General features: G+C 69.7%; 20 protein-coding genes. 13 read left to right on the forward strand and 7 right to left on the reverse strand.

Annotated elements, in window-relative coordinates:
• Positions 1-231: 231 nt before the first annotated feature.
• The 8 genes from cydB (at position 232) to AB8M46_RS12460 (ending at position 11,193) form a co-directional block, all read left to right on the forward strand.
• The gene (gene cydB / locus AB8M46_RS12425) at positions 232-1,239 is read left to right on the forward strand and encodes a cytochrome d ubiquinol oxidase subunit II (RefSeq protein WP_394360324.1); all 1,008 of its coding nucleotides are present in this window, start codon (positions 232-234) and stop codon (positions 1,237-1,239) included.
• Positions 1,236-4,487, forward strand: coding sequence for a thiol reductant ABC exporter subunit CydC (gene cydC, locus AB8M46_RS12430; RefSeq protein ID WP_394360325.1), 3,252 nt, complete (start codon positions 1,236-1,238; stop codon positions 4,485-4,487). Before cydB ends, cydC begins: the two co-directional genes overlap by 4 nt.
• 14 nt (positions 4,488-4,501) lie before the next feature.
• The gene (locus AB8M46_RS12435) at positions 4,502-5,638 is read left to right on the forward strand and encodes a GAF domain-containing sensor histidine kinase (protein WP_037336058.1); all 1,137 of its coding nucleotides are present in this window, start codon (positions 4,502-4,504) and stop codon (positions 5,636-5,638) included.
• A gap of 116 nt (positions 5,639-5,754) precedes the next feature.
• Positions 5,755-6,372 carry an excalibur calcium-binding domain-containing protein gene (locus AB8M46_RS12440; protein WP_394360326.1) on the forward strand — a complete coding sequence of 206 codons (618 nt, stop codon included), beginning with the start codon at positions 5,755-5,757 and terminating at the stop codon, positions 6,370-6,372.
• On the forward strand, positions 6,369-6,989 hold the full coding sequence (locus tag AB8M46_RS12445; protein ID WP_394360327.1) for a class F sortase: 621 nt from the start codon (positions 6,369-6,371) through the stop codon (positions 6,987-6,989). The genes AB8M46_RS12440 and AB8M46_RS12445 overlap by 4 nt, the downstream gene beginning before the upstream one ends.
• Positions 6,990-6,998: 9 nt before the next feature.
• On the forward strand, positions 6,999-7,607 hold the full coding sequence (locus tag AB8M46_RS12450) for a histidine phosphatase family protein (protein WP_394360328.1): 609 nt from the start codon (positions 6,999-7,001) through the stop codon (positions 7,605-7,607).
• 42 nt (positions 7,608-7,649) lie between these two features.
• Positions 7,650-8,900, forward strand: a complete 1,251-nt coding sequence (locus AB8M46_RS12455) for a haloacid dehalogenase-like hydrolase (RefSeq protein WP_394360329.1) — start codon at positions 7,650-7,652, stop codon at positions 8,898-8,900.
• Positions 8,901-8,973: 73 nt separating this feature from the next.
• Entirely contained in the window at positions 8,974-11,193 is a 2,220-nt protein-coding gene (locus AB8M46_RS12460) for a hypothetical protein (RefSeq protein ID WP_394360330.1), read from the forward strand.
• Here the strand turns inward: AB8M46_RS12460 and AB8M46_RS12465 are convergent.
• The 4 genes from AB8M46_RS12465 to AB8M46_RS12480 all read right to left on the reverse strand — a co-directional run bounded on the left by AB8M46_RS12465 (position 11,183) and on the right by AB8M46_RS12480 (position 16,380).
• On the reverse strand, positions 11,183-12,757 hold the full coding sequence (locus AB8M46_RS12465; protein WP_394360331.1) for a hypothetical protein: 1,575 nt from the start codon (positions 12,755-12,757) through the stop codon (positions 11,183-11,185). The two genes, AB8M46_RS12460 and AB8M46_RS12465, sit on opposite strands and share 11 nt — an antisense overlap.
• Before the next feature lie 77 nt (positions 12,758-12,834).
• Positions 12,835-13,461, reverse strand: a complete 627-nt coding sequence (locus AB8M46_RS12470; RefSeq protein WP_016330621.1) for a response regulator transcription factor — start codon at positions 13,459-13,461, stop codon at positions 12,835-12,837.
• A 9-nt stretch (positions 13,462-13,470) separates the two neighbouring features.
• Complete coding sequence (locus tag AB8M46_RS12475) at positions 13,471-15,993, reverse strand: M14 family zinc carboxypeptidase (RefSeq protein WP_394360332.1); 2,523 nt, start codon at positions 15,991-15,993, stop codon at positions 13,471-13,473.
• A 69-nt stretch (positions 15,994-16,062) separates the two neighbouring features.
• Positions 16,063-16,380 (reverse strand): nucleotide pyrophosphohydrolase, encoded by a 318-nt coding sequence (locus AB8M46_RS12480; protein ID WP_007030556.1) that lies wholly within the window; start codon positions 16,378-16,380, stop codon positions 16,063-16,065.
• A 121-nt stretch (positions 16,381-16,501) separates the two neighbouring features.
• Between AB8M46_RS12480 and AB8M46_RS12485 the strand changes: the two genes are divergently transcribed.
• From AB8M46_RS12485 to AB8M46_RS12495, 3 genes are all read left to right on the forward strand, one after another.
• A complete protein-coding gene (locus AB8M46_RS12485) occupies positions 16,502-17,425 on the forward strand; it encodes a nitrate- and nitrite sensing domain-containing protein (RefSeq protein ID WP_394360333.1) in 924 nt (307 codons plus the stop codon).
• Positions 17,422-18,759 (forward strand): DUF6880 family protein, encoded by a 1,338-nt coding sequence (locus tag AB8M46_RS12490; protein ID WP_394360334.1) that lies wholly within the window; start codon positions 17,422-17,424, stop codon positions 18,757-18,759. Before AB8M46_RS12485 ends, AB8M46_RS12490 begins: the two co-directional genes overlap by 4 nt.
• A gap of 145 nt (positions 18,760-18,904) precedes the next feature.
• Positions 18,905-20,458 (forward strand): DUF1841 family protein, encoded by a 1,554-nt coding sequence (locus AB8M46_RS12495; protein ID WP_037333583.1) that lies wholly within the window; start codon positions 18,905-18,907, stop codon positions 20,456-20,458.
• A gap of 11 nt (positions 20,459-20,469) precedes the next feature.
• Here AB8M46_RS12495 and AB8M46_RS12500 read toward each other — a convergent pair whose 3' ends face one another.
• The 3 genes from AB8M46_RS12500 to AB8M46_RS12510 form a co-directional block, all read right to left on the reverse strand.
• Positions 20,470-20,640: a hypothetical protein gene (locus AB8M46_RS12500; protein WP_162836885.1), complete on the reverse strand. Its 171-nt coding sequence runs from the start codon at positions 20,638-20,640 to the stop codon at positions 20,470-20,472.
• Positions 20,641-20,905: 265 nt separating this feature from the next.
• Positions 20,906-21,838 carry a type I pantothenate kinase gene (gene coaA, locus AB8M46_RS12505; protein WP_037333580.1) on the reverse strand — a complete coding sequence of 311 codons (933 nt, stop codon included), beginning with the start codon at positions 21,836-21,838 and terminating at the stop codon, positions 20,906-20,908.
• Positions 21,839-21,995: 157 nt separating this feature from the next.
• Positions 21,996-22,637 carry a macro domain-containing protein gene (locus AB8M46_RS12510; protein WP_125731567.1) on the reverse strand — a complete coding sequence of 214 codons (642 nt, stop codon included), beginning with the start codon at positions 22,635-22,637 and terminating at the stop codon, positions 21,996-21,998.
• Positions 22,638-22,734: 97 nt separating this feature from the next.
• On the opposite strand from AB8M46_RS12510, the gene pheA reads away from it, so the two are divergent.
• On the forward strand, positions 22,735-23,643 hold the full coding sequence (gene pheA / locus AB8M46_RS12515; protein ID WP_037333574.1) for a prephenate dehydratase: 909 nt from the start codon (positions 22,735-22,737) through the stop codon (positions 23,641-23,643).
• Positions 23,640-24,260, forward strand: coding sequence for a histidine phosphatase family protein (locus tag AB8M46_RS12520; protein ID WP_394360335.1), 621 nt, complete (start codon positions 23,640-23,642; stop codon positions 24,258-24,260). Before pheA ends, AB8M46_RS12520 begins: the two co-directional genes overlap by 4 nt.
• The last annotated feature ends 270 nt before the right edge of the window (positions 24,261-24,530 follow it).

A 24,530-nucleotide genomic window follows, 5' to 3' on the forward strand; every position in this document is an offset into this window, starting at 1 on the left:
CGGGGGTATCGCTCAGGCGGGTTACCCACAGCCGATCTGTGGACAACTTGCGCGGTTGTGGATAACTCAGGGCGATCGGGGGATGGGGAGCGTCGTGAAAGCCACTTTCGCGACATCCAGCGTCCCGAAAGTGGCTTTCGCGACATGCCGCACGGCGTCGACAAGGCACGCGACCGGGCCGGGCGGGCAAAGCGTCCTTCAGCCCCCGGAAGCCAGGAAAGTGAGCACCCGATGACCCTCGAAACGATCTGGTTCTGCGTCATCGCCCTGTTCTGGCTCGGCTACCTCTTCCTCGAAGGTTTCGACTTCGGCGTCGGCATGCTCATGCCGGTCCTCGCGAAGGACAACACCGAGCGCCGCGTCATGGTCAACACGATCGGCCCGGTCTGGGACGGCAACGAGGTCTGGCTGATCGTCGCCGGCGGCGCGATGTTCGCCGCGTTCCCCGGCTGGTACGCGTCGCTGTTCTCGGCCGCGTACCTCCCGCTCCTGATGGTCCTGCTCGCCCTCATCGGCCGCGGCGTCGCGTTCGAGTACCGCGGCAAGGTCGATTCCGACCGCTGGCGCCGCAATTGGGACCGCGTCATCGGCATCGGCTCGTGGGTCCCGCCGTTCGGCGTCGGCCTGCTGCTCGCCACCACCGTCCTCGGCCTCCCGCTCGACGCCGACGGCAACCGGGTCGGCGGCCCGTTCGCCGCCCTCAGCCTCGAAACGCTGCTCGGCGCGATCGCGGTCGTCGGGTTCTCGCTGGTCCACGGCGCCGCGTTCCTCGCCCTCAAAACCGAAGGCGACCTCCGGCACCGCGCGCGGAACCTCGCCACCCGCCTGCTTCCGGTCGCCCTCCTGCCGTTGCTCGCGTTCCTCATCGTCGTGCAGCTGCGCTCGGGTGACCTGTGGACGCTGTTCCTCATCGGCGTCGCGGTCGTCGCCGCGGTGCTCGCGTGGTTCAAGATCCGCATGGGCCGCGAAGGCCAGGCGTTCGCCGCGCTCGGCGGGGTCATCGGGGCCTCGGCGGTCGCGATCTTCGTCGCGCTGTACCCGAACGTCCTGCCGTCCACTTTGGACGCCGCCAATACGCTGACGATCGCGGGTGAGGCATCGAGCCCGTACACCCTGACCGTGATGACCTGGGTCGCCCTGTTCGGCGCCCCGGCCGTCCTGATCTACCAGGGCTGGACGTACTGGGTGTTCCGCAAGCGCATCGGCACCCGGCACATCCCACCGGTGCACGCACCATGACCGAACTTCCCGGCCGCGACACCCTTTCCGCCACGGAGTCCACAATGGACCCAGCGCGACCGGGGAAGGGTCCGCTCGGCGCGCTGGCTCCGCTTTCGAGTGCGGCGCGCCGGGCGTTGATCCTCAGTGGAGTCCTCTCCTTCGTCAACGCGCTTCTGCTGGTGGGACAGGCGTTCCTGCTGGCCGACGTCCTCTCCGCGGTCGTCCGCGGAACACCGGGGGACCGCACCGTCCAGCTGGCCGTGCTGCTCGCGCTCGTCGCAGGGCGCGCGTTGACCGGCTGGGCGGTGCGGATCGTTTCCGTTCGCGCGGCCGCCCGCGCGAAGGAGGAGTTGCGCGCCAAAGCCCTCGACCACGCCTTGAAACTCGGTCCGGAATGGATCGCTCGCCGCGGTCACGGCGAGCTGACGTCGTTGACCACCAAGGGACTCGACGCGCTCGACGCCTACTTCACCCAGTACCTCCCTGCCCTGGTGACCGCCGCGATCGTGCCGCTCGCCGCCGGCGTCGCGATCCTGTTCGCCGACTGGCCGTCGGCCCTGCTCGTCGTGATCACCGTGCCGCTGGTGCCGCTGTTCGCCATCCTGATCGGCAAGCACACCGCCGAACGGGTCGCCGAAGCCGCCGACGCCGAACAACGGCTGTCCGGGCATCTGCTGGAACTCGTCCGCGCCCTGCCGATCCTCAGCGCGTTCCGCCGCGCCGGGGCGCAGGCCGAGACGGTCCGGAAGATCTCCGAACGCCATCGCCGCACCACGCTCAAGACGTTGAAGGTCGCGTTCGCGTCGGCGTTCGCGCTCGAACTGATCGCGACGCTCTCGGTCGCGCTGGTCGCGGTCGTCATCGGGGTCCGGCTCGTCTCCGGCGAACTGTCGCTGGCCATCGGGCTCGGCGTGCTGATCCTGGTTCCGGAGTGTTACCAGCCACTGCGCGCGGTCGGCGCGGCCTTCCACGCCAGCGAGGACGGCGTCGAGGCCGTGCGCCGGGTCGCGGACGTCCTCGCGGAACCCCTGCCGCCCAACGGTTCCGAGACACCGGCCAAGGGTGAGATCCACGTCGGCGGCCTGCGTGTCGCCAGGCGCGGCGGATTCGCTCCCGACGGTGAGACGTTCGGCGTCCGGCCCGGCGAGATCACCTGGCTCCGCGCGCCCAGTGGCGGAGGCAAGTCGACGACGCTCGCCACGCTGCTCGGTTTCGTGCAGGCACACGACGGAACGATCACCGTCGGTGGCACCGACCTCGCCGACGCCGATCTGACGAGATGGCGTGAAAGCGTCGCCTGGGTGCCGCAGTCGCCGGTGTTCGGCGGAGGCACGGTTCTCGACGAGGTCGGGGCGGAGGACATCCTCGGCGAACTCGGGCTCACGGGGCTCGCCGACCGGCCGGTTTCGAAGCTGTCGCAGGGACAACGCCAGCGGGTCGCGGTGGCGCGGGCCCTGGTGCGGATCCGGTCGGGCGCATGGCTGCTGCTGCTCGACGAACCCACCGCGCACCTCGACGAGGTCAACGCCGCGCGTGTCATGGCCGCCGTTCGCCAGGCCGTCGACGGCGGTGCCGCCGCGATCATCGCCGCCCACGAACGCGGCTCCGGTGTCGACATGTCGACCACGATGGGCGGCGAAATCGGAACCACCGAGGAAACCCGGCAAGTCCGGCCGTTGCCTTGGCGTGCACTGCTGCACCCCAGGTTCTTCGGTGGCGCGTTGCTCGGCGCCGCCGCGCTGCTCGCCGGGGTCGCGCTGACCGCGCTTTCGGGCTGGCTGATCGCCAAGGCGTCGCAACAGCCGCCGATCCTGACGCTGACGGTGATGATCGTCGGCGTGCGGACGTTCGGCCTCGGCCGCGCCGGGCTGCGTTACCTCGAACGGCTGGTCACACACGACGCCGCGTTCCGGATCGCCGGAAGCCTGCGCGTCCGGTTGTGGGAGTCGCTGGTGCGGATCGGACCGGCTCGGGCGCTTCGGGCGGGTGAAGAGCAGCGTCGGCTGGTCGGCGACACCGATACCGTGCGTGACCTGCTCCCGCGCGTGATCACCCCGCTGATCGTGGTCGCGCTGGTGGCCGTCGGCGCGGTCGCGGTCCAAGCCGCTGTGCTGCCCGAAGCCGGGCTCGCGCTGGCGGCGGCCGTGCTGGTGAGCGCGTTCGCGCCGCTGCTCGCGCTCCGGGCGGAACGCCGCGCGACCAGTGCGCTGGCCGCCGGACGGCGTTCGGTGTCGGCGCAGGTGCTGAGCCTGTTCGAGGCCGCCGCCGAACTGATCGCGTACGGAGTCGACAAAGAGCGTCGTCGACGGATCGCCACGACCGACGCCGCCCTGACCGCCGAAGCGCGCCGACAGGCCTTCGGCGCGGGCGCGGCCGACGCTCTGATCATCCTGGCGACAGGGGCCGCCACCGTCGTGAGCACCGGGTTCGCCGTGAGCGCCGTCGCCGCCGGCGCGCTGAACCCGGTGCTCGCGCCCGTGGTCGCCCTGGTGCCGCTCGCGCTGGCGGAGGTCCTCTCCCTTCTTCCGCCGGCCGCGCAGCACTGGGACACCCTGCGCCAGGCCCGTCTGCGCCTCGCCGAGTGTCAGGAAAGGGCCGTTCAGGACGAAAAACGTCAGGAACGCCCCTTTCCTGACACCGGCGGGGTGCGGATCCGGAACGCCGACCTCGGCTGGCCCGGCACCGAGCACCCGGTCCTCACCGGCGTCGACCTCGACATCGCGCCCGGCACGCACGTCGCCGTCGTCGGCCCGAGCGGCGCCGGGAAGTCGACGCTCGTCGCGGCCCTGCTCGGTTTCCTCCAGCCGAGCAAGGGCGACGTCGCCGCTCCCGAGAGCGTCGCCTGGGCACCCCAGGAACCGATGCTCGTCTCGACCACGGTCGCCGAGAACCTGCGCCTCGCCAAACCGACGGCGTCCGAGGCCGACCTGCGAAAAGCGTTGTACGAAGCCGCTCTCGAAGACGTCGAGCTCACCACGATGCTGGACAGCGCCGGCGCCGGCCTTTCGGGCGGGCAGGCACAGCGGGTCGCGCTGGCGCGGGCCGTACTCGGCGCCGAGCAGGCCGACCTCGTCCTGCTCGACGAGCCCACCGCCCATCTCGACGAGCCGACCGCGCGCACCGTCCGCGAACGGCTCGGCGAGGCGCTCGCTGGGAAAACCGTCGTCCACGTCACGCACCACGCCGCCGAAGCCGAAGAAGCGGACGTGATCCTGGAGGTCCGAGAGGGCCGAGTCACAGCGCGCGCACTGGCCGGGGCCGACTAATGTCGATAGCGCTCATGGATCCCACGCTTGCCGCGCGCGCACTGTCCGCCGCCACCGAGATCACCGGCACCGCCCTGTCCGGTGACGACCCGGGTGACGTGCTGGAGACCGTGGTCGCCCGCGCCGTCGAACTGGCCGAGGCCGACCTCGGTCTCGTCATGGTGCGCGCGGACGACGGCCAGGTGGTCGCCGAGGCCGCGCACGGGGCCACCACCCAAGGCCTGCGAGGGCTGGCCTTTTCCGCCGATTCCGCGGCGGGCCAGGTCGCGCGCGGTGGGGAGCCGGTGGTCAGCGAGGACTTCACCGTCGATCCCCGCACGGCGCCGTTCGTGCCGCCGGAGCTGCAGGGCTTCGGGCCGTTCGCCGCTTCGGCGTTCGGCGCGGGCGGACGTGTTCTCGGAGCGCTCACCGTGTACCGCCGTCACGGCGGGGAACCGTTCTCCGCCAGCACGGTCGAGGTGCTCACCGCGTTCGCCGCGCAGGCCGGCGTGGTGCTCGCGCTCGCGGAGGGCGCCAACGCCCGGCACCGCGTGACGCTCTACCAGGAGCGCGAACGCATCGCGCGCGAACTGCACGACGTCATCGTGCAGCGCCTCTACGGCGCCGGGATGCAGCTCGACCGCGTCCGCAAGAACATGCGGAAACGCTTCGCGCAGGCCGACGGCGCGCGGCTGTCCGAGGCGATCGACCAGCTCGACCAGACCATCGAAGAGATCCGCGGCACCGTGCGCGCCCTGCGCAGCCCGGAACCCGCGAACGAGACCGTCACCGCGACCGACCTCGCCGAGTCCGCGCGGGGCGAAGTGCGCATCGCGGGCGAGCTGCTCGGCTATCCGCCGACCCTCGAACTGTCGGGAGAGCTCGCCGACATCCCCGCCGAACAGGCGGACCACATCCGCGCCGCCCTGCGCGAGGCACTGTCCAATGTGGTCAGACACTCCGGGGCGAGCGAGACCCGCGTGACGCTCAGCCGCGACGCGGAAGGCGTCAAACTCCGCGTGCGGGACAACGGATCCGGTGTCCCGCAGGGGGTCGCCAAACGCGGTCTGCGTCATCTCGCCGAACGCGCGACGACGTCGGGCGGGCGCTTTTCGATCAATTCCTCCCCGAGTCTGGGGACTTTGGTCGCTTTTGACGTTCCGCTCGACTGAACCGGGTGAAATTAACGGTTCGCGTTTCCGATTAATCCGTAACAGCTGGGGTCTGAACGCGACTCTATGTGCATCGAACGCGCCCCGAGCGCGGATTCCCAGCGAAAGGACTCCCCATGTCCTCGGTTCGTCGCGCCCTCGGCACGGCCGCCATCCTTGCCGGATTCTCCTTGTTCGGCCCCGCTTCCGTCGCTTTCGCGCTGGCAGAGGCGCCCGCGATCGCCGATCTGGACTGCGGTGACTTCAAGTATCAGGAAGACGCGCAGGCCGTGCTCGACAAAGATCGCTCCGATCCGCATCGCCTGGACGAAGACGGTGACGGAATCGCTTGCGAAAAGCTTCCCAAAAGAGGAACTCCGCCGACCGTGACGAGTACGCCGGCCCTTCCGTCGATCACCACGGAAACGCGGGCGCCGCGATCCACCGACAAGGATTGCGCCGACTTCCCTTCGCAAGCCGACGCGCAGGCCGAGCTCAAGAAGAACCCGCGAGACCCGCACAAACTCGACGCCGATCACGACGGGTACGCCTGCGAATCCCGGTTCGGCGAACCCGCGAAATCCGGCCAGGTGAAGGTCAAACCCGTCGGTGGCGTGGCGACCGGTGGCGGCGAGGCCGTCGAGAGCAACGGCGGGTTCCTGGAGGTCGCCGCGGTCGCGCTGACCGGCACCGCCTTGCTGACCGTGTCGGTCGCGGGCGCGTCCCTCGTCCTTCGGCGGCGTGCGGAGCGATGATCCGGCCTTCCTGGCGACGGTGGCCGTTTCCGCTGGTCGTCGGCACGCTCATCGGGGTGGTGCTCGCGGCCGCGCTGACCGCGTGCGCCGTCCCTCCGCCGGGCAAGGTCGCCTCGCCGGCGCCGCCTTCCTCGGTGTCTTCCGTCGCGGAGGCGCCTCCGCTGGTGCCCGCGAAACCGGCGAGGCTCGAGATCCCGGCGATCGGCGTCCGCACCGGCGAGATCGTCGACCTCGGCCTGGCCGGTGACGGCACCCTGCAGGTGCCGCACGACGCGATCACCACCGGCTGGTTCACCGGTGGCCCGGCGCCGGGCGAGATCGGGCCCGCCGTCCTCGCCGGGCACGTCGACTACAAGAAGGTCCCCGGCGTTTTCGTCCGGCTCAAGGAACTGAAGGCAGGCGACGAGGCACTCGTGCATCGCGAGGACGGGAGCACCGCGGTGTTCACCGTGTACGCCGTCGAGCGGCATCCGAAGGCGTCCTTCCCGACGGAGAAGGTCTACGGCGACACCATCGGGCCTGAACTGCGGCTGATCACCTGCGGCGGGGATTTCGACTCCTCGACCGGCAACTATCTCGACAACGTCGTCGCCTTCGCGAAACTGACGCGCGTTTAGATTCTCCGGATGCGCACCGTCCACGTCGTCACGCATCCGGAGGCCACCCACCACGTCGATCGCCTGGTGGGCGGGTGGTACGACGCCGAACTCACGCCCGAGGGTGAACGCGCGGCCGTCGCCATCGCCGAGTCGCTGCGCGCGAAGGTGCCGGACGAGGTGGAGCTCTACGCCTCGGATCTGCGCCGCACCGCGCGCACCGCGGAACTGATCGGCGAACGGCTCGGCGTGACCCCGGTCCTGGACCGGCGGCTGCGCGAGAAGTCGTACGGGGAAGCCGGCGGCAAACCGCAGGCGTGGCTGGACAGCCGGTTCGTCCCGCCGCCCGCCGTCGGCGAGCGGCTGGGACACGACGAAGGAATCCCCGGCGCCGAAACGAAAGGCGCGATGGCGGCGAGGGTCTACGCGGCCATGAAGTCGATCCTGGAAAGCGCCTGCGAGCACCAGATCGTCGTCACGCACGGTGGCGCGCTCACCTTCGTGATCGCCGCGTGGATCCGGATGCCGCTCGAATCGGCCGGCTACGTCGACTTCCGCGGTTCACCCGGCAGCGTCACCGTGCTGCGTGAGGACGACTACTTCCACAACCGGCAGGTCGTCACCCTCGCCGGGAAATGACAGGATCTCCCCGGACAGTCGAAGACCATGTGGGGAGATGACATGCCGAGGTTCCTGCGAGCCGTGGCCCTTGCCGCCGCCGTGGCGGTCGTACCGGTGGCCGTGCCCGGCGCGGCGACCGCCTCGACCGCGTCACCTTGTCCGCAGCTGCGGTTGGCCGACCACTGGTACGGCGACAACGCCACGAAGATCCAGCAGGTCATCTGCGGTAAGAAGCACGGCGAGCGGCCGGTCGCCGTCTTCGATTGGGACAACACGGTCATCAAGAACGACATCTCCGACCAGACCGTCTTCTGGATGATCCGGCACGACAAGGTCCTCCAGCCGCGTGACCAGGACTGGCGCACGACCAGCCGCTACATGACCGACGCCGGCGCGAACGCGCTGAGCAAGGCGTGCGGTACCGCCACCCCGGCCGGGAAACCGCTTCCCACCAGCAAGAACATCGCCTGCGCCGATGAGCTCCTGTCAGTGCGGAAGAGTGCGAAGACGACCACCGGCGAAGAGGTCTTCGCGGGCAACAACCGGCGGTACATGGAGGCGGCCTACGCCTGGGTCGCGCAGATCAACGCCGGATACCGTCCGGACGAGGTCCGCGCGATCGCCCGGCAGGCCAGGGCCGCGGCGCTGCTGGCGCCGGTCGGGGCGACCCAGAAGGTCGGTTCGAGCACCCAGGTCGCGTGGATCCGGTACTACCCGGAGATCAAGGACCTGATCGCGACGCTGAACAAAGCGGGCTTCTCGACCTGGGTCGTTTCCGCCTCACCCAAGGAATTCGCGGACGTCTGGGGTTCCGCCGTCGGCATCCCGCCGAGCCGCACGCTCGGGATCTACTCGCAGACCACGAACGGCCGGATCAACGGACACCTCGAAGGCTGCGGCGGGCACGCCGACGGCGCCGACGAGATCATGACCTACATCGACGGCAAGCGGTGCTACATCAACGAACGCATCCTCGGCATCCGCGGCGCGAAGGCGATGGAACCGGCTCCGGCGGACAAGCGGCAGGTGCTCGCCGGCGGCGACGCGACCACCGACGTCACGATGCTGCGCGACGCCACCGGAGTCCGCGTCACGCTCAACCGCAACAAGGACGAGCTGATGTGCCGCGCCTACGACAACGCGGACGGGAAATGGGCGGTGAACCCGATGTTCATCGAGCCCTTCCCGGCGCTGAGCCGCACTTATCCGTGCTCGACGACGGCGTATGAAAACGCCGACGGCACACACGGTCCGGTGCTGCGCGACGACGGCACGGTCATCCCGGATCAGCGGGACACCGTGCATCCCTGAGCGGGTTCACGGTGAGTGACGTGCATGATCCGCGCTGCTAGCGTGTCGGATACAGCTGTGAGGGGGTTTACAGGTGACCGATCCGTTTCAGGCGGAGCTCGTCAAACAGACAGTCGCGCTGGTGTTCACCGGTGGGGGCAAGGTCGCCGAATACCTCTGGAAAAAGCTTTCGGGGCGGCGGGACGAGAAACGCCTGCGTTCCGATCCGGCCGCCCTGGAGGCCGCCGTGCGCCGCCTGGCCGCAGAAGATCCCGCCGTGGCGGGGGAATTGCGCGAGCTGGTCGGAAGCATGCTCGCGATGAGTCACGACCGGCCGCGCATCGTTCCTCGGTCGCCGAACCTGTTCGACCGCGTCGGCGCTCAGGCTCAGCTGGGTGGCACAGGTGTCGTGGTGCTCTCGGGTCCGTCCGGAGTCGGCAAGACGACGCTCGCCGAGCACTACGGGATGCGCTCCGGCGGCGCGTATCCCGATGGCGCGCTGCTCGTCGACCTCGGAGATCACCGCGACGGCCCGGGCGCGCCGTTGAGGATCAGCCAGGTGCGGGAGGCCGTACTCCAGGCGTTGGGAGTGGAGCCGAAACTCATCACGTCGGGTGCCGGGGAACTGAAGACCCAGTACAACGATGTGCTCGGCCCGTTGCGCCTGCTGTTGGTCTTCGACTCGGTCGAAAGCGTCCACGATCTTCAGGCGTTGGTGCCTCCGGCGCCGATGAGCCTGGTGCTGGCGCTGACGGAAGGCACGTCCGACGAGCTCGTGACGCAGTATCCCCGGCACGTACCCCTCAGCAGGCTCGAAGAGGGAGCGGACCGGATGCTCTTCGAAGCGATCGCGGGGACCGATCTGCTCGCCGCCGATCCGGAGAGCGCGCTCGACGTCCTCGTCGAATGTGACCGTTTTCCGGCGACGGTGGTCGCCGCCGCGATCGCGGCGAGGCAGCGGGCGGCGCTGGCGGCCCGGCCGCTCAAGCTCCTCGCGGAGGAACTGCGCGGCGGGCGCGCCCTCGGGCCCGTGAGTGCCGCCTTCGACCGGGTGCTCGCCGGGCTCCCGCGGCGTGAACAGGATCTTTGCCGGGCACTGAGCGAGATCCCCGGACCGAGCTTCACCTATGAGGCGGCAGCGGCCGTCGCCGGTTGCGAACCGTTCGAGGTCCTCGACGGGCTGGTGCATCTCCAGTCCGTCTTCTTCGTGACCGAGGAGCCCGGCAAGCGGCTTCGGCTGACCAAACAGGCGAGGCAGGCGCTCACTCGCGCGGGTCACGAGCCGGATGGCGAGGGATTCCCGCGGCTCGTGCGCTTCCACCGCACCCGGGCGGTGCAGGCGGATCACTGGAAGATGGGTGACCGGCGGCTGAGGCTGTACGACCAGACGCTGCCGGAGGACACCCGCCCCTTGGACCTCGCCCCTGGACAGGACGCGATCGACCTGCTGGTCGCCGAAATCCCGACGTATCGCGCGCTGGCGAAACCGGCCCACGACGCCGGGCTGCATCGCGAGTTGACGCAGCTCTGCGGCGCCCTGGAAATCGTCGGATTGCACCGGGGACACCTGCGTGAGCTCGCGGAGATCAACAAATGGGGGATGGCGAGCGCGGAAGCCCTCGGCGACGTTCCGCTCCAGTTGAGGACCATCGCGCAGCAGGCACGGCTGTACTCGTTGCTCCAGGAGTTTCCGCGGGCGGAGGCGGAGTTCGGCAAGCTGGGAGAGCTGCTGCGACGGCTCGAGTCACCCGAGACCGAAACGAATCGGCAGCTGCGGGCGTCGCTTTGGGAGTTCCGCGGGCTCTTCCACCGAGAACGAGGCCAGTACAACGAAGCGTCGGCGTGCTTCTTCGAGGCGCTGAAGATCAGCCGGACTTTGGGCGGACTTCCGTTCCGAGGACAAGGACTGCACGCGAGGATGCTCGCCAACGTCCAGGTGCTGCTCGGCGATCTCGCCGGAGCGTTCCAGCTGGTGGAAGAAGCCGAGGCGAACACGGACCCGGAGAACAAACGTGACCTCGCCCAGGTGTGGCTCGTGCGGGCGAAGGCACTGAGCCGATCGGGGACGGCGGACGCCGCGCGGCGGGCGCTCGACCTGGTGCCGGAAGTGTGGCGCATGATGGTTCCCACGGGGAGCGATCAGTACGAACTGGAGATCGCCGAGGCACTCGGGGACGCCGCTTGGTCCTGCGGAGACTTCAAGACGGCACGCGAGTACTGGTCCGGTGTCTGGCAGCGATTGCAAGCGGTCAAGCATCCGCGCGCCGACGCGGTGCACGCCAAGATCTACACCGAGGCGCCACTCAATCGGTGAGCAGCGAGACGACGACGTTCCGGGTGTGGTGGCCCTCGCGCACGCGGAACGATCCGGTCGCCGGGAGATTTCGTTCTCGACGCCAGTAATAGGCGGAAATCGCGGCCAGCGGCTCACCTCGCGTGGTGAGTTCGACGACCGGTTCCCCGGTGCTCCACAGCAGGCACCGGTCCACGCCGATCCCGGCGACGAGCGTGGCATCGGGACGGCGACGGGTGATTTCCCTTGCCCAGCCGTCGAATTCGGCGTCTTCGCCGGTGAATTCGCAGTAGACCACGGCGGCACCTTCGAGTTCGTCCAAAGTGGACAATTCCTCGTGGGCGACGACATGGCGATCGAGGGAGCCGGATCGCCCGGCCTGTTCGGCGGGAAACCGGGAGACCGTCAGATGATCCGTGTGCCGCCGGACCTCGACCGAGAACGTCGCGGGCTCCGTGACGTCAGGTGCCGGATCGGGAACGGGAAGGAAGACCGCCCGGGTGTCCGGCTCCGTGAGCCGCATCAGTTCGTAGAGGACGGGACGGAGAAGCTCCGCGCATTTGCCGGAGAACTCGACCGCCTGCGCCGCGACCTCGGTGAGCGGTCCCGCGGCGCACGCTTGGTCGACCTGTTCGCGCAGATCGCGTTCCTGGTCGAGCCGCGGGGCTTTGGCCAGCAGCTCCGCGAGCGGGGAGTCCGGCACCACGGTGGCGGGTTCCCGGCTGCCGATCAGCACCGGGATCTTCGCGGCGGCCGCATACAGCGCGATGGAGCCGCCGTCCGAGATCAGGCAATCCGCGGACACGACGGTCGCCTGCCAGCCACGTTGGGGCGGGATCACGGCGAGCCCTGCTCGCAGCGCCCGCGACAGCCACGCGCGGATCTGCCAGGGACTGTGCGCGGCCCAAGCGCCCGGATGCGCGATGAGGCTGAACTTGTACTCGTCGACCGGAAGCTCGGTGAGCAGCCGTGCCGGCAGGCCCGGATCGGTGCCCAGCAGGGAATCGGGCCCCCAGGTGGAGGCCAGCACGACATGCCTGCGGTCACGGACGTCGAGCAGGCGCCGGTAGCGGGCCGCGCGGTTGAGACTGGCGAGCATCCGGTCGTGACAGGGGTCCCCGACCACGACGGCGTGCGGTTCGGCCTGGGGACAATTCCGCCGGATGTACCGCAGCTGGTTACTGTGCGAAAGGCCGATCCGGCTGGGGACGACGTGACCGTCCCGGACCAACCGGGCCGGGTTCAGCCCGGAAATGACCGGCTGGTGCGGGTAGTGCTTCTGGTGTCCGATGCCGTGCGGCACGAGCAGGACGGGCGCGTCCAGCCGGTGGAGTTCATCGTTCTCGCTGGCCGCGATCGCCAGGTCGAACCGGGTTTCGACGGCCTGCTCCCAGGAGATGACCTTCGCGTCCAATGAGGCGAGGAACTCGCCGACCCCGGAGGACAGGATCGCCGGCTCGCGCTCGTTGTGGGTGAACACGATCTGGACCCGCGGATCGTCCTTCAGCAGCGACACGACGTCGAGCAGCCGGGTCAGGGTGGTGACGGTGCGGACGACGACCAGGACGCGATGGGAGAACCGCACGGTGAGCCACTGGTCGAATTCGGGATCGACCGGGACCTTCGCCCAAAACGACGGGGGGGGGGTACTTTTTTCGCGCACTACCTGTCCCGGCGCGCGATCCACGCCGCGGCCTGCGTGCGGCGCTGCATGCCCAGCTTCGCGAGGACGGACGTCACGTAGTTCTTCACCGTCTTCTCGGCGAGGAACAGGCGCTCGGCGATCTCGCGGTTGGACATGCCCTGCCCGATCAGGTCCAGCACCTCGCGCTCGCGTTCGGTGAGGGAGCCGAGTTCGTCCTCGGGCGGATGCCGCAGCTTGTCGAGCACCCGCGCCGTCGACAGCGGATCGAGCAGCGACCGGCCGGCCGCGACCTCGCGGACCGCGTTGACGACGTCCTGGCCGCGGACCTGTTTCAGCAGGTACCCGGCCGCGCCCGCCATGATCGCGCCGACCATGGCCTCCTCGTCGTCGAACGCGGTCAGCATCAGGCACTGCGGCGGGTTCGGCTTCGAGCGCAGCTCGCGGCAGAGCGCGATGCCGTCGCCGTCGCCGAGCCGCACGTCGACCACGGCGACGTCCGGCTCGACGTGCATCGCCACGGCGAGGGCCTCGTCGACGCCGCTCGCTTCGGCGACGACCTCGATGTCGGGCTCGTCGGTGAGGAGGTCACGCAGACCGCGCCGCACCACCTCGTGGTCGTCGATGAGCAGCACCTGGATCGGCATACCCCCACGTTACTTCGGGGCCGCCCAGTAAATCGCCTTGGCCACCTGCGAGTACAAGCCCTTCGGGTGATCACGGAACAGCGGTTCGGTGCCGAACAGCACCGCCCGCCCGCCGAGCCCGGTGGTCCCGGACACGACGGCGGCCTGGCCCGCCGCCTGCAGCGGCCCGCCGGTCCCGTCGTCCCGTGTCCGCCAATGCCCCGCGACCAGGGGATTCCCGCTCGCGTAGCGCTGCTCGACGGTGACCGAGGAGCCGAGATCGGTGAACCAGAACGGCCCGTAGACGAACGAGTCCGGCAGGGCGCCGGCACCCACCGGGCCGGTCCCGTTGACGACCGAGACGACGCCGTTCCCGTCCTCCCAACCCGCCACCGGACGTGCTTCGAGAAGTCCCACGTCCGTGTTGAACCGCGCGCCCGTGGCACCGCGGGTGACCACGCCGCCGCGGGCGAGGAAGGCACGCAAACCGTCCTTCGCGGCCGGAGTGAGGTCGGTGTAGCGAAGCCCGGAGGAGACGAACAGCAGGTCCACCCGTGACCAGTCGAAGCCCGCGTTGAGCACCGCCGCCGACACCGGTCGCACGTCGAAGCCCATGTCCCGCAGTGCTTTCAGCTCGTCCGCCCCGACGGCCGCCGCGATCGTCTTGCGGCTCAACGGGGTCGCCGTCCCGCGTGCCTCGGTGAACCGGACGCCGTAGCGGTCCGCCACTTCCGCGGCGGCCGGGCGGGCCGACGCGGGGACGACGATCGTGCCGTCGTCCGTACGGCCGAGGGCGAGGCCTCGGTTCAGCAGGTCGTTGACCGCGCTGACGTCCTTGGCGTCGACCAGCTTCAGCGCGAGATCCCGGCCGGGCGCGGCGTCGACGCCCCCGGTCGGCGAGGCCGCGACGACGTCGTGCGCACGGACGTCGAGCTTGCCCTGCTTCACGATGTCGACCGACGCGCCCCAGAGCAGGCGATGGCTCCAGCCGGAGATGTCGTACATGACCGGCACCTTCGCCGAGATGTCGCTGCCCTGCTCCAGCATCACGTTCGCCAGCCCGCGTTTCGGCTGGTGCATGTCGACCAGGTACGAACCGGCCGGGTAGCGGCGTCCCGCCAGCGAGAACGGCCGATCGGCCTGCCGCACCCGGACGTCGTTGGCCACCAGATGGTCGACCAGCCGGGAAGCGGCGACGGGCGAACGCTGGCCGTCCCCGGCGGGGATGACGTACGCGCGCGGGAATTCGGTGCGGTAGCGGTCTTCGGGTCCAAAGCCGGGCACGTATCCGTCGGGGATCTCGCGCTGCGCTTCACCGGCCGTGCCGCGGCGGAACATCTCGATCTGGTTCGCGATGAGCTCGCCGCGGTTGCGGTCGACGTAGTCCAGCGTGCTGCCGATGGTGGCCTCGACGACCTCGGTGTTGATCACCGCGCGCCGCTGGAGCTCCGTCACCGGCTGGTTTTCGTAGTCCGCGTTGTTCACCCGCATCGGGATTTCGATCGTGAAGGACACCGCGCCGTGGTACATCGCGTACTGGGCGGTGTAGATCGGCGCCCAGCCGTCCCAGCTGCCGGGGTCGTAGTCGCGGAACGGGATCTCGGGCTTCGCCGTCTCGGGGCGCCCGAGCGCCTTGACCGCCTGCTCCATGCCGAGCCCGTTGGCGTAGCCGTGCTTGATGTAGAGGTCGAAGTCGTAGTTCTGGCCGTGCGGCGGCGTGGTCGGCTCGATGAGCGTGTTCGCGACGTAGCCGTGTTCGTCCAGCATCATCAGCGGCTGCTTGCCGATCGCGATCCCGCGCATGGCCCGCACTTCGGGCTGCGACGCGGTGACGAAGTCGCGGTTGGGGTCGAAGCCCTGCGACGTCTGCCGCGTGCCGGCGACGCGGCCGTCCGGGTTGGCCGTGACGTTGAAATAGAAGCGGTTCCGCTTCAGCAGTTCGACGGTCTTGGGATCGTTCGACGTCGCCAGCTTCTCGATGACGCGGAGCGCGCCGTCGGTGCCTTCCCATTCGTTGCCGTGGATGTTGTTGTTGATCCACACCGGCGCCTTGTAACCGTGGCGCAGGAACGGGTCGCGCGCGGCCCGCGCCGGATCGTTCTCGATCAGCGACCGCCAAGCGTCCTGCCGTCGCGTCTCGGACCGGCTCTCCGGCGCGGTCAGCGTCACCAGGTAGAGGTCGCGGCCGAGCCCGGACTGCCCGGCGATCTCGACCGAGATCCGGTCACTGCGCGCCTGCAACGCGTTCAGTTTCGGCGCGATCGCGTGATACGGCGCGAGCCCGAGTTTGATCGACTTGTCGGCCGTGTTCTCCGGATACACGCGCAGCTTCGTCTTGCGCGGATACCCCGAATGGTCACCCGCGACGTTCTCGCCCGCCGCGGCCCGCGCGACGCTCATCGGCTGGTCGGTCGCGGCGACCTCGTTGCGTTCCGGTCCGTTGCCGGGATCGCGATGCGGCGACGTCGGCGGTGGTGCCGCGTACGCCGGCGCGGCGACCGCGCTCAGTGACAGCATCAGGGCCAGGAACACGGTGCGAGCCGAACGCGACAAGGGCCACCTCCAGGGACGTCGGCACAGTGTTTCCGGTCGGCCGAACGGCCCACAAGACCCGAAAGGCGGCTAATCGGGCGCCGGGAACCGGTGCTCGTTCCGATCGATCTTGGCGTTGGCCGCCTCGATCAGGTCCACCCCGAGGCTGTTCGCCAGCTGGAGGAGGTACAGCGTGACGTCGGCGATCTCGTCGACGACGTTGTGCGCCAGCTCGGGGTCGGAGCGCCACTTCGCCGATTCCTCCGGGGTGAGCCATTGGAACAGCGAAGTCAGCTCGCCGACTTCGCCGGACAGCGCCATGACCAGGTTCTTCGGGGTGTGGAACGGTTCCCAGGCCCGTGCCGCGGCGAAGTCGCGGAGGCGCTGGTTGAGGTCGTCGAGAGTCACGTGCCGTGCCTACCAGATCGTCACGGTGCGCTAACGGCCGTATGGCGGACGAGCGTTGACGTGCAATTTGCAACTTGCCTAACGTCGCTGGGCGTCGGGGAACCGATCCGGAAGGAAAGTCTTGACGTACCAGCGAAGCCTTCGCGCTCGCATGCTCTCCATCGCGTTCGTGCCGAGCGCGGCCTTGGTCCTCGTCGCGTTGTTCATCGGCGGATTCCTCGTCCAGCAGGCCATCCAGGACCGTGACGACGCCGAGGGCGGGGCGGTCGTCATGGCCGAGGCGAGCCGGGGGATCGCGGCGTTGCAGCGTGAGCGGGCGGTCGCGCTGCGGGCGCCGGGCAGTCGTTCCGCCACGTACACCGCGTACGCCGATCGCATCGACACTTCGCTTTCCTCGTTGCGCGAGATCGCGCGGGCCGCCCCGGACGCCGAAGTCGGCTATCAGCAGACGATCGCCGTCGAGCTGCTCACCGCCGTCGAAGGCATGGACCGCAGCGATTCCCTCGCGGTCGCCGGGATCGACGACGAGGGGCGGCGCGACTACGCCGCGGCCGTGGGCGCCTACCGGTCCAGGCTCGACGCCGTCGCCGGAAAGCTGACGGAAAGTAGCCGCCGGACCTACCGCGATCTCGTCGCGAGCGTGGATTGGAGCCGGTTCGGCGCGGTCGAAACCGCGTTGAGCGCGGCCACGCCGCCACCCGTCGGCCAGGACGCCTGGCGCGCGGCGGCCGGCGTCGTCGGCCGGACCCTCGGCGATCTCGCCGCGCGCCAGATCGAGTACTCGGCGCAGCTCGCGATCGACGGCGGACGCCGGGTGCTGAGCGGCGCCCTCGCCGCCGCCGCGGCGATTTCGCTGCTCGCGGTGGTGGTGATGGCGATCGTCATGCGGCTCGCCGACCGGCTCCCGATCCCGATCATCCGCTGCCCTTCCCGGCTCGACGCGGCGCCGCTGACCTGGTCACACCTGGTGAGTGATTACGCCGAAAAGAGCACGCTGTTGGCCCACACGAGTCGGCGAAGCGGTCGGGCAGACTTGTCCGGGTGAGTTCCCCGACGGATCTGCGCCCCTACCTGCGTACTTTGGACGCGGAAACGCTGGCGGACCTGCTGCACGCCCAGGCCGAGCGTGACCCTGAGTTACGGCGGGCTCTGGAGAACCGTTTCGCCACCCAGGGGAGTGACGTCGCCGAGGCGCACCGTCTTCTCGACACCGCCGTGCTGGCGAACAACGTCGAGTACGCCGCGAAGGTCGGCTCCGTCCTCGACACGCTTCAGCGGCTTCTCGACGCCGGCAGCCGGGCCGATCTCGCACCGCTCGCCCGCCGGACCGTGGACGACATCAGCGAGATGCTGGAGCAGATCGACGACACCTCGGGCGAGGTCGCGGACCGGCTGGACCGGGCCGTCGAGCTGTACGCGCGGGCCTGCGCGGCCCGTCCGCCGGACCCCGAGAGTCTGGCCTCCTGGATCCTCGAAGTCGAGTTCGACGGGCCCGGCTGGCCCGCCATCGAACTGGCCGACTTCGCTTCCGCCTTGGGGGAAAAGGGAATCGCGCGGATCCAGTCCACTGTGGACCAGGTGCTGGCGGAGCAGCCGTCCGGTGCGAAACGCGAGACGGCCGAGCGGTTGCGCGAGGAACTGGCGGAGGCGTCCGGCGACGTCGACGCGCTCGTCGCGATCCTCGCCGCCAAACCGCCGCGGGTGGACGTCAGCCTCAAGATCGTGCGCGTCCTGCGCGCGGCGGGGCGGCACAGCGAGGCCATCGCGCACGCGGCGCGGGCGCTCACGCACGACAAGAAGGAAGAGCCGCCACCGCCGGAAGCGGAGCCGGTCCCCTTGTCACGCAAGGAATTCGACGAGAATCCCACGGCCGTCACCTACCTCGCCCTCCGCGAGGAGTCGCTGGAAGCGGGGCGCTGGGTCACGCAGCGGAAGACCGCGCTGGCCCGTCTGCGCGAACTCGCCGCCGGAAGCACCCAGGCCGCCGACGAACTCGTCCGCGCGTTGCTCGGCGAGGATCGCGCCGACGAGGCCTGGCGGGCGGCAGTGCGGTTCGAAGCCTCTTTGCCGGTGCGCGTCGAACTCGCGGACGCGCGTTCCGTCGCCCATCCGGCCGAAACCATTCCCGTGTATCGGGACCATGTCGAAGAATTGATCACGCGGAAAGATCCGAACTCCTACCGCGAGGCGGCCCGGCAACTGCGCAAACTGCGCACGGTGCACAAAAAGGCCGGTATGGCTGAAGAATTCAGCTCGTATCTCGGCACATTGGTGGAAATACACAAACGCAAGACCCGGCTGATCGCCGAGGTCAAAGCGGCGAGAATCGCCATTCCCAAAACCGTAACCGCGCCCGTCGGCGGTCGTTATTCGGAGTGAACCGAGGAAACCCGGCGAAGAAGGTCGAAGTCGCGGTGGTCCTGTAACCGGTTTCCGCCCGCGTCCTCCCCGCGGACGGGACCCGTGTTCCGCGCCCGGGACCACCGCGACGAGCCCGATCGGGTCCGCGTGAAAACATGTCGCCATGAGTCCGGTCAGCCGTGCCCGCAAGAAGGCAGCCCAGCCCTCCACTCCGAGTGTGACGGGCCTCTTCAAGGACGTCCTCCGGGACTTCTCGACCCTTGGCGCCGAACCCGAGGTGCTCGACGTCGAGCTGCTGACCTCCGAGGTGCTCGGCCAGTGGTGGGAGATCGAGGTCGAAGAGGACGAGACGCCGCTGGGCCTGGAGCTCATCGCGTTCGCCGAGCGGAAGATCACCCCCGCCGCGGCCGCGCTGCTCGCCGGATTGCGGGTCTTCGCCGAGACCGAGGAAGAGCGCGAGGCGGCCGCGGCGGCGCTGAACACCGTGCTGGGCCGCGGGATCCCGGAGCCGGAGTGGGTAGGAGACCTCGCCGCGGTGACCGTGGGGGACTGCTGGCGCACCGGCGACGTCTTCGGTGACGAGTCCTCTCTGCTCTGCGTCTTCACCCGCGGCGGTGTCGAGCACGGCCTGCTCGCGCTGGTCGACTTCACCGAGGGCGGCCGGATCCGCGATGTCGTCGTGGTCGACAAGCCGCAGGACGTGCTGGCCGAGATGCGCCAGCAGGCCGCCGACGATCCGGAGCTGGTGACGCTGGAGCGGGTCCTGCCCGAGCGCGCCCACCAGCTGCTCGCGGACGGCCTCGCCGCGACGGACGTCGTCGAAGAACCCGACGTCAGCGAGGATTACGCGCGGTTCCACGCGCTCGCGCTGGCCTGGATCCGGGCGATGCCCGCGCCGGAACCGTCGCCCGAGATCTCCGAATGGCCCGAGCAGGTCCGCGAAGAGGTCGTCGCCGACTTCATCGGCTCCGGGCTCGTGGAGGACACGGACGCGACGCGGTTCTACGCGCGCCTGCTGGTCGACTACGGCTGCGAGACCGAGCCGGGCAGCCCGCTGCGGGTCGGTCCCGAGAAGCTCGCCCGGTTCCTCGAGTCGCTGCTGGACGGCGAGTTCGAGATCGACGAGGCCTACGAAGACGCGCTGGAGCCCGCCCTGCTCGGCTGGGTCACCTGGGCCGCCGACCGCGCCGGGCTCCCCGAGGCCGCGCGGGTGGCGCTGCTGGAGAGCGCGACCGAGTTCCTGGAGGAGTTCGCGCAGGACGAGGATTCGGCGCTGGACGTCTACTTCGACGGTTCGGAAGGGATCGAGGACCCGGCGGAACTCGCGGACGCCCTGGCGCGCCGCATGTTCGCCGTCCCGACGGTCTACGCGGAGATCGGCGACGAAGAGCTGGAACTGGAGCCCGCCGACCCCGAACAGCGCCGCCTGCTGGTGATCGGCGAGCACCCCGAGTACCACGAGGCGCTGGCCGAGGAGACCTTCGACGGCGAGCCGAGGATGCGGCTCGCGCTCAAGACCACGATCGTCGACCAGCTCTGGGACGACGAGCCCGCCGAGGTCTGGCAGGCCGTGCGGCGGCTGAGCGAGACCGGGCAGGAGCGTGAGGAGATCTTCGATCGCCTCATCGACGCGCTGTCCGCTCAGCTCGCCGAAGCGGGCGAACACGAGATGGACTACGACGTCGACGACTACCGGAAGGCGCTCGGCGAGCTCTGAGCGCCGGAGGCTCAGCTCAGCGGAGCCGCGGGGGAGCCCTTGGTCTCGGTGACTTGGGGCTTCTTCCGGCGGCGGTCCCCCCGGGCGTCGTCGAAGTCGACGACGAAGGCGCCGGCCGCCATGGCCACCAGGAGTGCGAGTCCGAGAATCGAGCCGACCCAGGTCAGGATGATCGAGAACATCGTGAGCCTCCTCCCTGCTCAAGGTCTGTTCGAGACCTCTTGTTCCCCTGACACAAGGGTCGCCGTGGGGGGCTGTAGCCGGTATCGGCCAACCGGTTACACGTACTGAGCGTGGATCGGCCGATCGGCCGAGGAAAGCCGCTCGGCGACAGCGGTGCGCGACGGGAACGCACCGTTGCCTCGCAGGTGGTGCGAAGGTTGCTGCTTGTGAGGGAACGGCGGGGAGCCGGAAACCCGCGAGCGTCCGGTTACGCGGTGTGCTCGCTCAGAGCTTGCGCAGCCGGACCCGGTTGATCGTGTGGTCGGCGTCCTTGCGGAGCACGAGGGTCGCCCGGGGCCGGGTCGGCTTGATGTTCTCCATCAGGTTCGGCTCGTTGATCGTGTGCCACAGGTGGCGCGCCTCGGCACGGGCCTCGTCGTCCGGGAGGCCGGCGAAGTGGTGGAAGTGCGACGCGGGATCCGCGAAGGCCGTGTGCCGCAGCTTGAGGAAGCGCTCGATGTACCAGCGTTCGATGTCGGTCGTCGGCGCGTCCACGTAGATCGAGAAGTCGAACAGATCGGACACGGTCAGCCGGGGGCCGGGCTGGAGGACGTTCAGCCCTTCGAGGATCAGGATGTCGGGCTGCTGAACGACCTGTTCCTCGTCGGGAAGGATGTCGTAGGCGAGGTGCGAGTACACCGGCGCGCTGACCCGTTCGGCACCGGACTTCACCTCGGTGACGAACCGCAGCAGCGCCCGCCGGTCGTAGCTTTCCGGGAAACCCTTGCGGTGCATGATCCCGCGCCGGACGAGTTCCGTACGCGGGTAGAGAAACCCGTCGGTGGTGACCAGGTCGACCCTGGGGTGATCCGGCCAGCGGGCGAGCAGTGTGCGCAGGATGCGCGCGGTGGTCGACTTGCCGACGGCGACGCTTCCGGCGATGCCGATGATGTACGGCACCTTGGTGCCCCGGCTGTCTTCACCGAGGAACGTGGTGGTGGCTTCGTACAACCGCTGCCGGGCGGCGACCTGGAGATTGATCAGCCGGGAGAGCGGGAGGTAGACCTCGGCGACCTCGGCCAGGTCGACCTGTTCACCGAGACCGCGCAGCCGCAGCAGTTCCGCGGCGGTCAGCGGCAGGGGAGTCGACCTGCGCAACTCTCGCCACTGCTCACGGTGCAGCTCGACGTAGGGACTGAGCTCACGGACCCGCGGCATCGCACACTCCTCGCCCGTCGCCTGCGCTGGCGCCGTACAAAACCGTGTTGACGAGTTCTCGGCGGGTGAACGTGCCTCGAACCGGATGAAGCCGCTTTAACGGTAGGGCTTACGGCTCGTGAACGCGCTGCGATGTGATGTAGCCCGCTTCGGGGCGTTACCGTCCGTTACGGGGACGGCCGGGCGTGAAGACCTCGTCCCAGGCCGCGGCGACCTGCCGGGCGCAGGACGCGGGGGCGACCCCGCCGACGCCGGTACCGAGCCCCGGCATCGCGATCGTGTGCACGAGATCACGGACGCGGCCCTGGTCGAGGCTGGCGTCGCGCCACTGCTGGAACACCGCGCGGGCGGCGAGGTACGGGTGCACGGTGTCGCGCGGGAGGCGTTCGCCGGGTTCCCGCATGGTCGGCGCGCTGATCAGCCAGGCGGGCTCCGCCTCGCCGGTCGGCACGATCACCGCTTCGCCGATCGGCAGCTCGCCGCCGTGGTAGGCGAGGACGGCGCTGCGGACGTTCTGCTCGACGCCGGGGTACGCGCGGGCGTAGACGGCGTCGATGCCGCCCCGCATCCAGCCGTAGGAGTTCGCGGGGCTGACGACGGCCTGCGCGACGACGTCGAGCACGGATCCGCGGTGCACGAAGACCCGGCCGTCCACGGTGTCCGCGACGGTCGTCCAGGCTTGGGCGAGCAGGTCATCGACGGCGCACAGCACCAGCTCCGGAGTGGGATGGTCCGGCACGGGAGCGAAAGAGGAGCCGACATCCTCGTGGCCGGTGTGCGTGCCCGGTTCGGCGGTCACGCCCTAAGCATGGCAAAAAAAGCCACCTGGCGTAACCGGCGCGCGTACCGGCTGTCCGAGTGAAAGTCGCCACCCGCGCCGTGCGTAATCTGGCGGGGTGTCACGGATCGCCTACTTCGGCCCCCAGGGAACCTTCACCGAACAGGCCGCGCGACGGCTCGCCTCCGGTGAGGAGCTGATCCCCGCGGAGACCATCCCGGCGGCACTCGCCGCGGTGCGCTCGGGCGCGGCCGACGCGGCCTGTGTCCCGATCGAGAACTCGGTGGAGGGCGCGGTCACCGCCACCCTCGACAGCCTGAGCGAGGCCGAGCCGCTGGTCGCGGTGGCGGAGGTGCTGCTGCCCGTCCACTTCAGCGTGCTGACCAGGCCGGGCACGACCGAGATCCGCACCGTGGCGAGCCATCCGCACGCGCTCGCGCAGGTCCGGCACTGGGTCGAGGCGAATCTGCCCGGCGCTCATCCGGTCGCGACGTCCTCCACGGCGGCGGCCGCGGTCGCGGTGGCCGAGGGCGAGTTCGACGCGGCCGTCACCGCGCCGGTCGCGGTCGAGCACTATCCGCTGGAGGTGCGGGCCACCGAGGTCGCCGACGTCCGCGACGCCAAGACCCGGTTCCTGCTGGTCCGCGCCCCCGGTGAACTGCCGGAGCCGACCGGGGCCGACCGCACGTCGATCGTCGCCGCCGCCACGAACCGGACCGGTGCCCTGGCGGAACTGCTCACCGAACTGGCGGTCCGCGGGATCAACCTGACCAAATTGGACGCCCGGCCGACCAGGAACAACTTCGGCGAGTACCGCTTCTTCATCGACTTCGAGGGACACGTGTCCGAGCCCCGGATCGGCGACGCGCTGGCCGCGTTGCGCCGCCGGTGCCGCAACGTGCGGTTCCTCGGCTCCCACCCGCGCGCGGACAACGGCAGGACCGAGGTCGAGCCGGGCGCCGCGAACGAGGACTTCACCGAGGCGATCGACTGGGTCGCCGCGGTTCGGAAGGGAGCACAGGCGTGAAACTTCTCCTCGTCCGCCACGGCCAGACCGACGGCAACGTCCGCGGCGCGCTCGACACCGCGCTGCCCGGGCCGCCGCTCACCGAGCTGGGCCGCGAGCAGGCGCGGGACCTCGCGACGCGGCTGGACGGCGAGCCGATCGTCGCGGTCTACGCCTCGCAGGCGGTCCGCGCCCAGCAGACCGCCGCGCCGCTGGCCGCCAAGCTCGGCCTCGACGTCCAGGTCCTCGACGGCGTGCACGAGGTCGCCGCGGGCGATCTTGAAGGCAAGACGGACAAGGACTCGATCACCACCTACATGAGCGTCGTGCGCCGGTGGACGCTCGGCGAACTCGACCCGCCGATCCCCGGCGGCGAGACCGGCGCGCAGGTCCGCGCCCGGCTGCTCGACGCGGTCGCCCGGCTGCGCGCCAAGCACGAGCAGGCCGACCCCGACGGCACGGTGGTGCTGGTGAGCCACGGTGGCGCGATCCGGCTCGGCGGCGAATGGCTCGCCGGGAACGTGACCGCCGAGATCGCCAACCAGGGCCTCATCCCGAACACCGGCGTCGTCGAGCTCGTCGGGACCGCCGACGGCTGGACGTGCCTCACCTGGGCGGAAACCCCCGTCGAACCCTGACGCGATAACGGACACCTTGCGCGGACTGCGTGCCCGATTGATGTCGTTATGTCCGACCAGACTGGAGGCCGCAATCGGGTGTTCCGCCGCTGATCACGCGAGTTCCGCCTTCGATCACGTGAGTGCGGTCTCATGGCCGCCGGTCACGTGGGGAGGCGTCCTTCACCGCGTTTGCCTCCATCTCCGCCGGGGAACACAGCACACAAGATCGATTAACACCTTGTGGGGAATTAACCGGTGGGGCGCAACCTCGTCGGCGGACGACACGTC

The organism is Amycolatopsis sp. SB7-3 (assembly GCF_041021335.1).
In the GTDB taxonomy this organism is placed as follows: domain Bacteria; phylum Actinomycetota; class Actinomycetes; order Mycobacteriales; family Pseudonocardiaceae; genus Amycolatopsis; species Amycolatopsis japonica.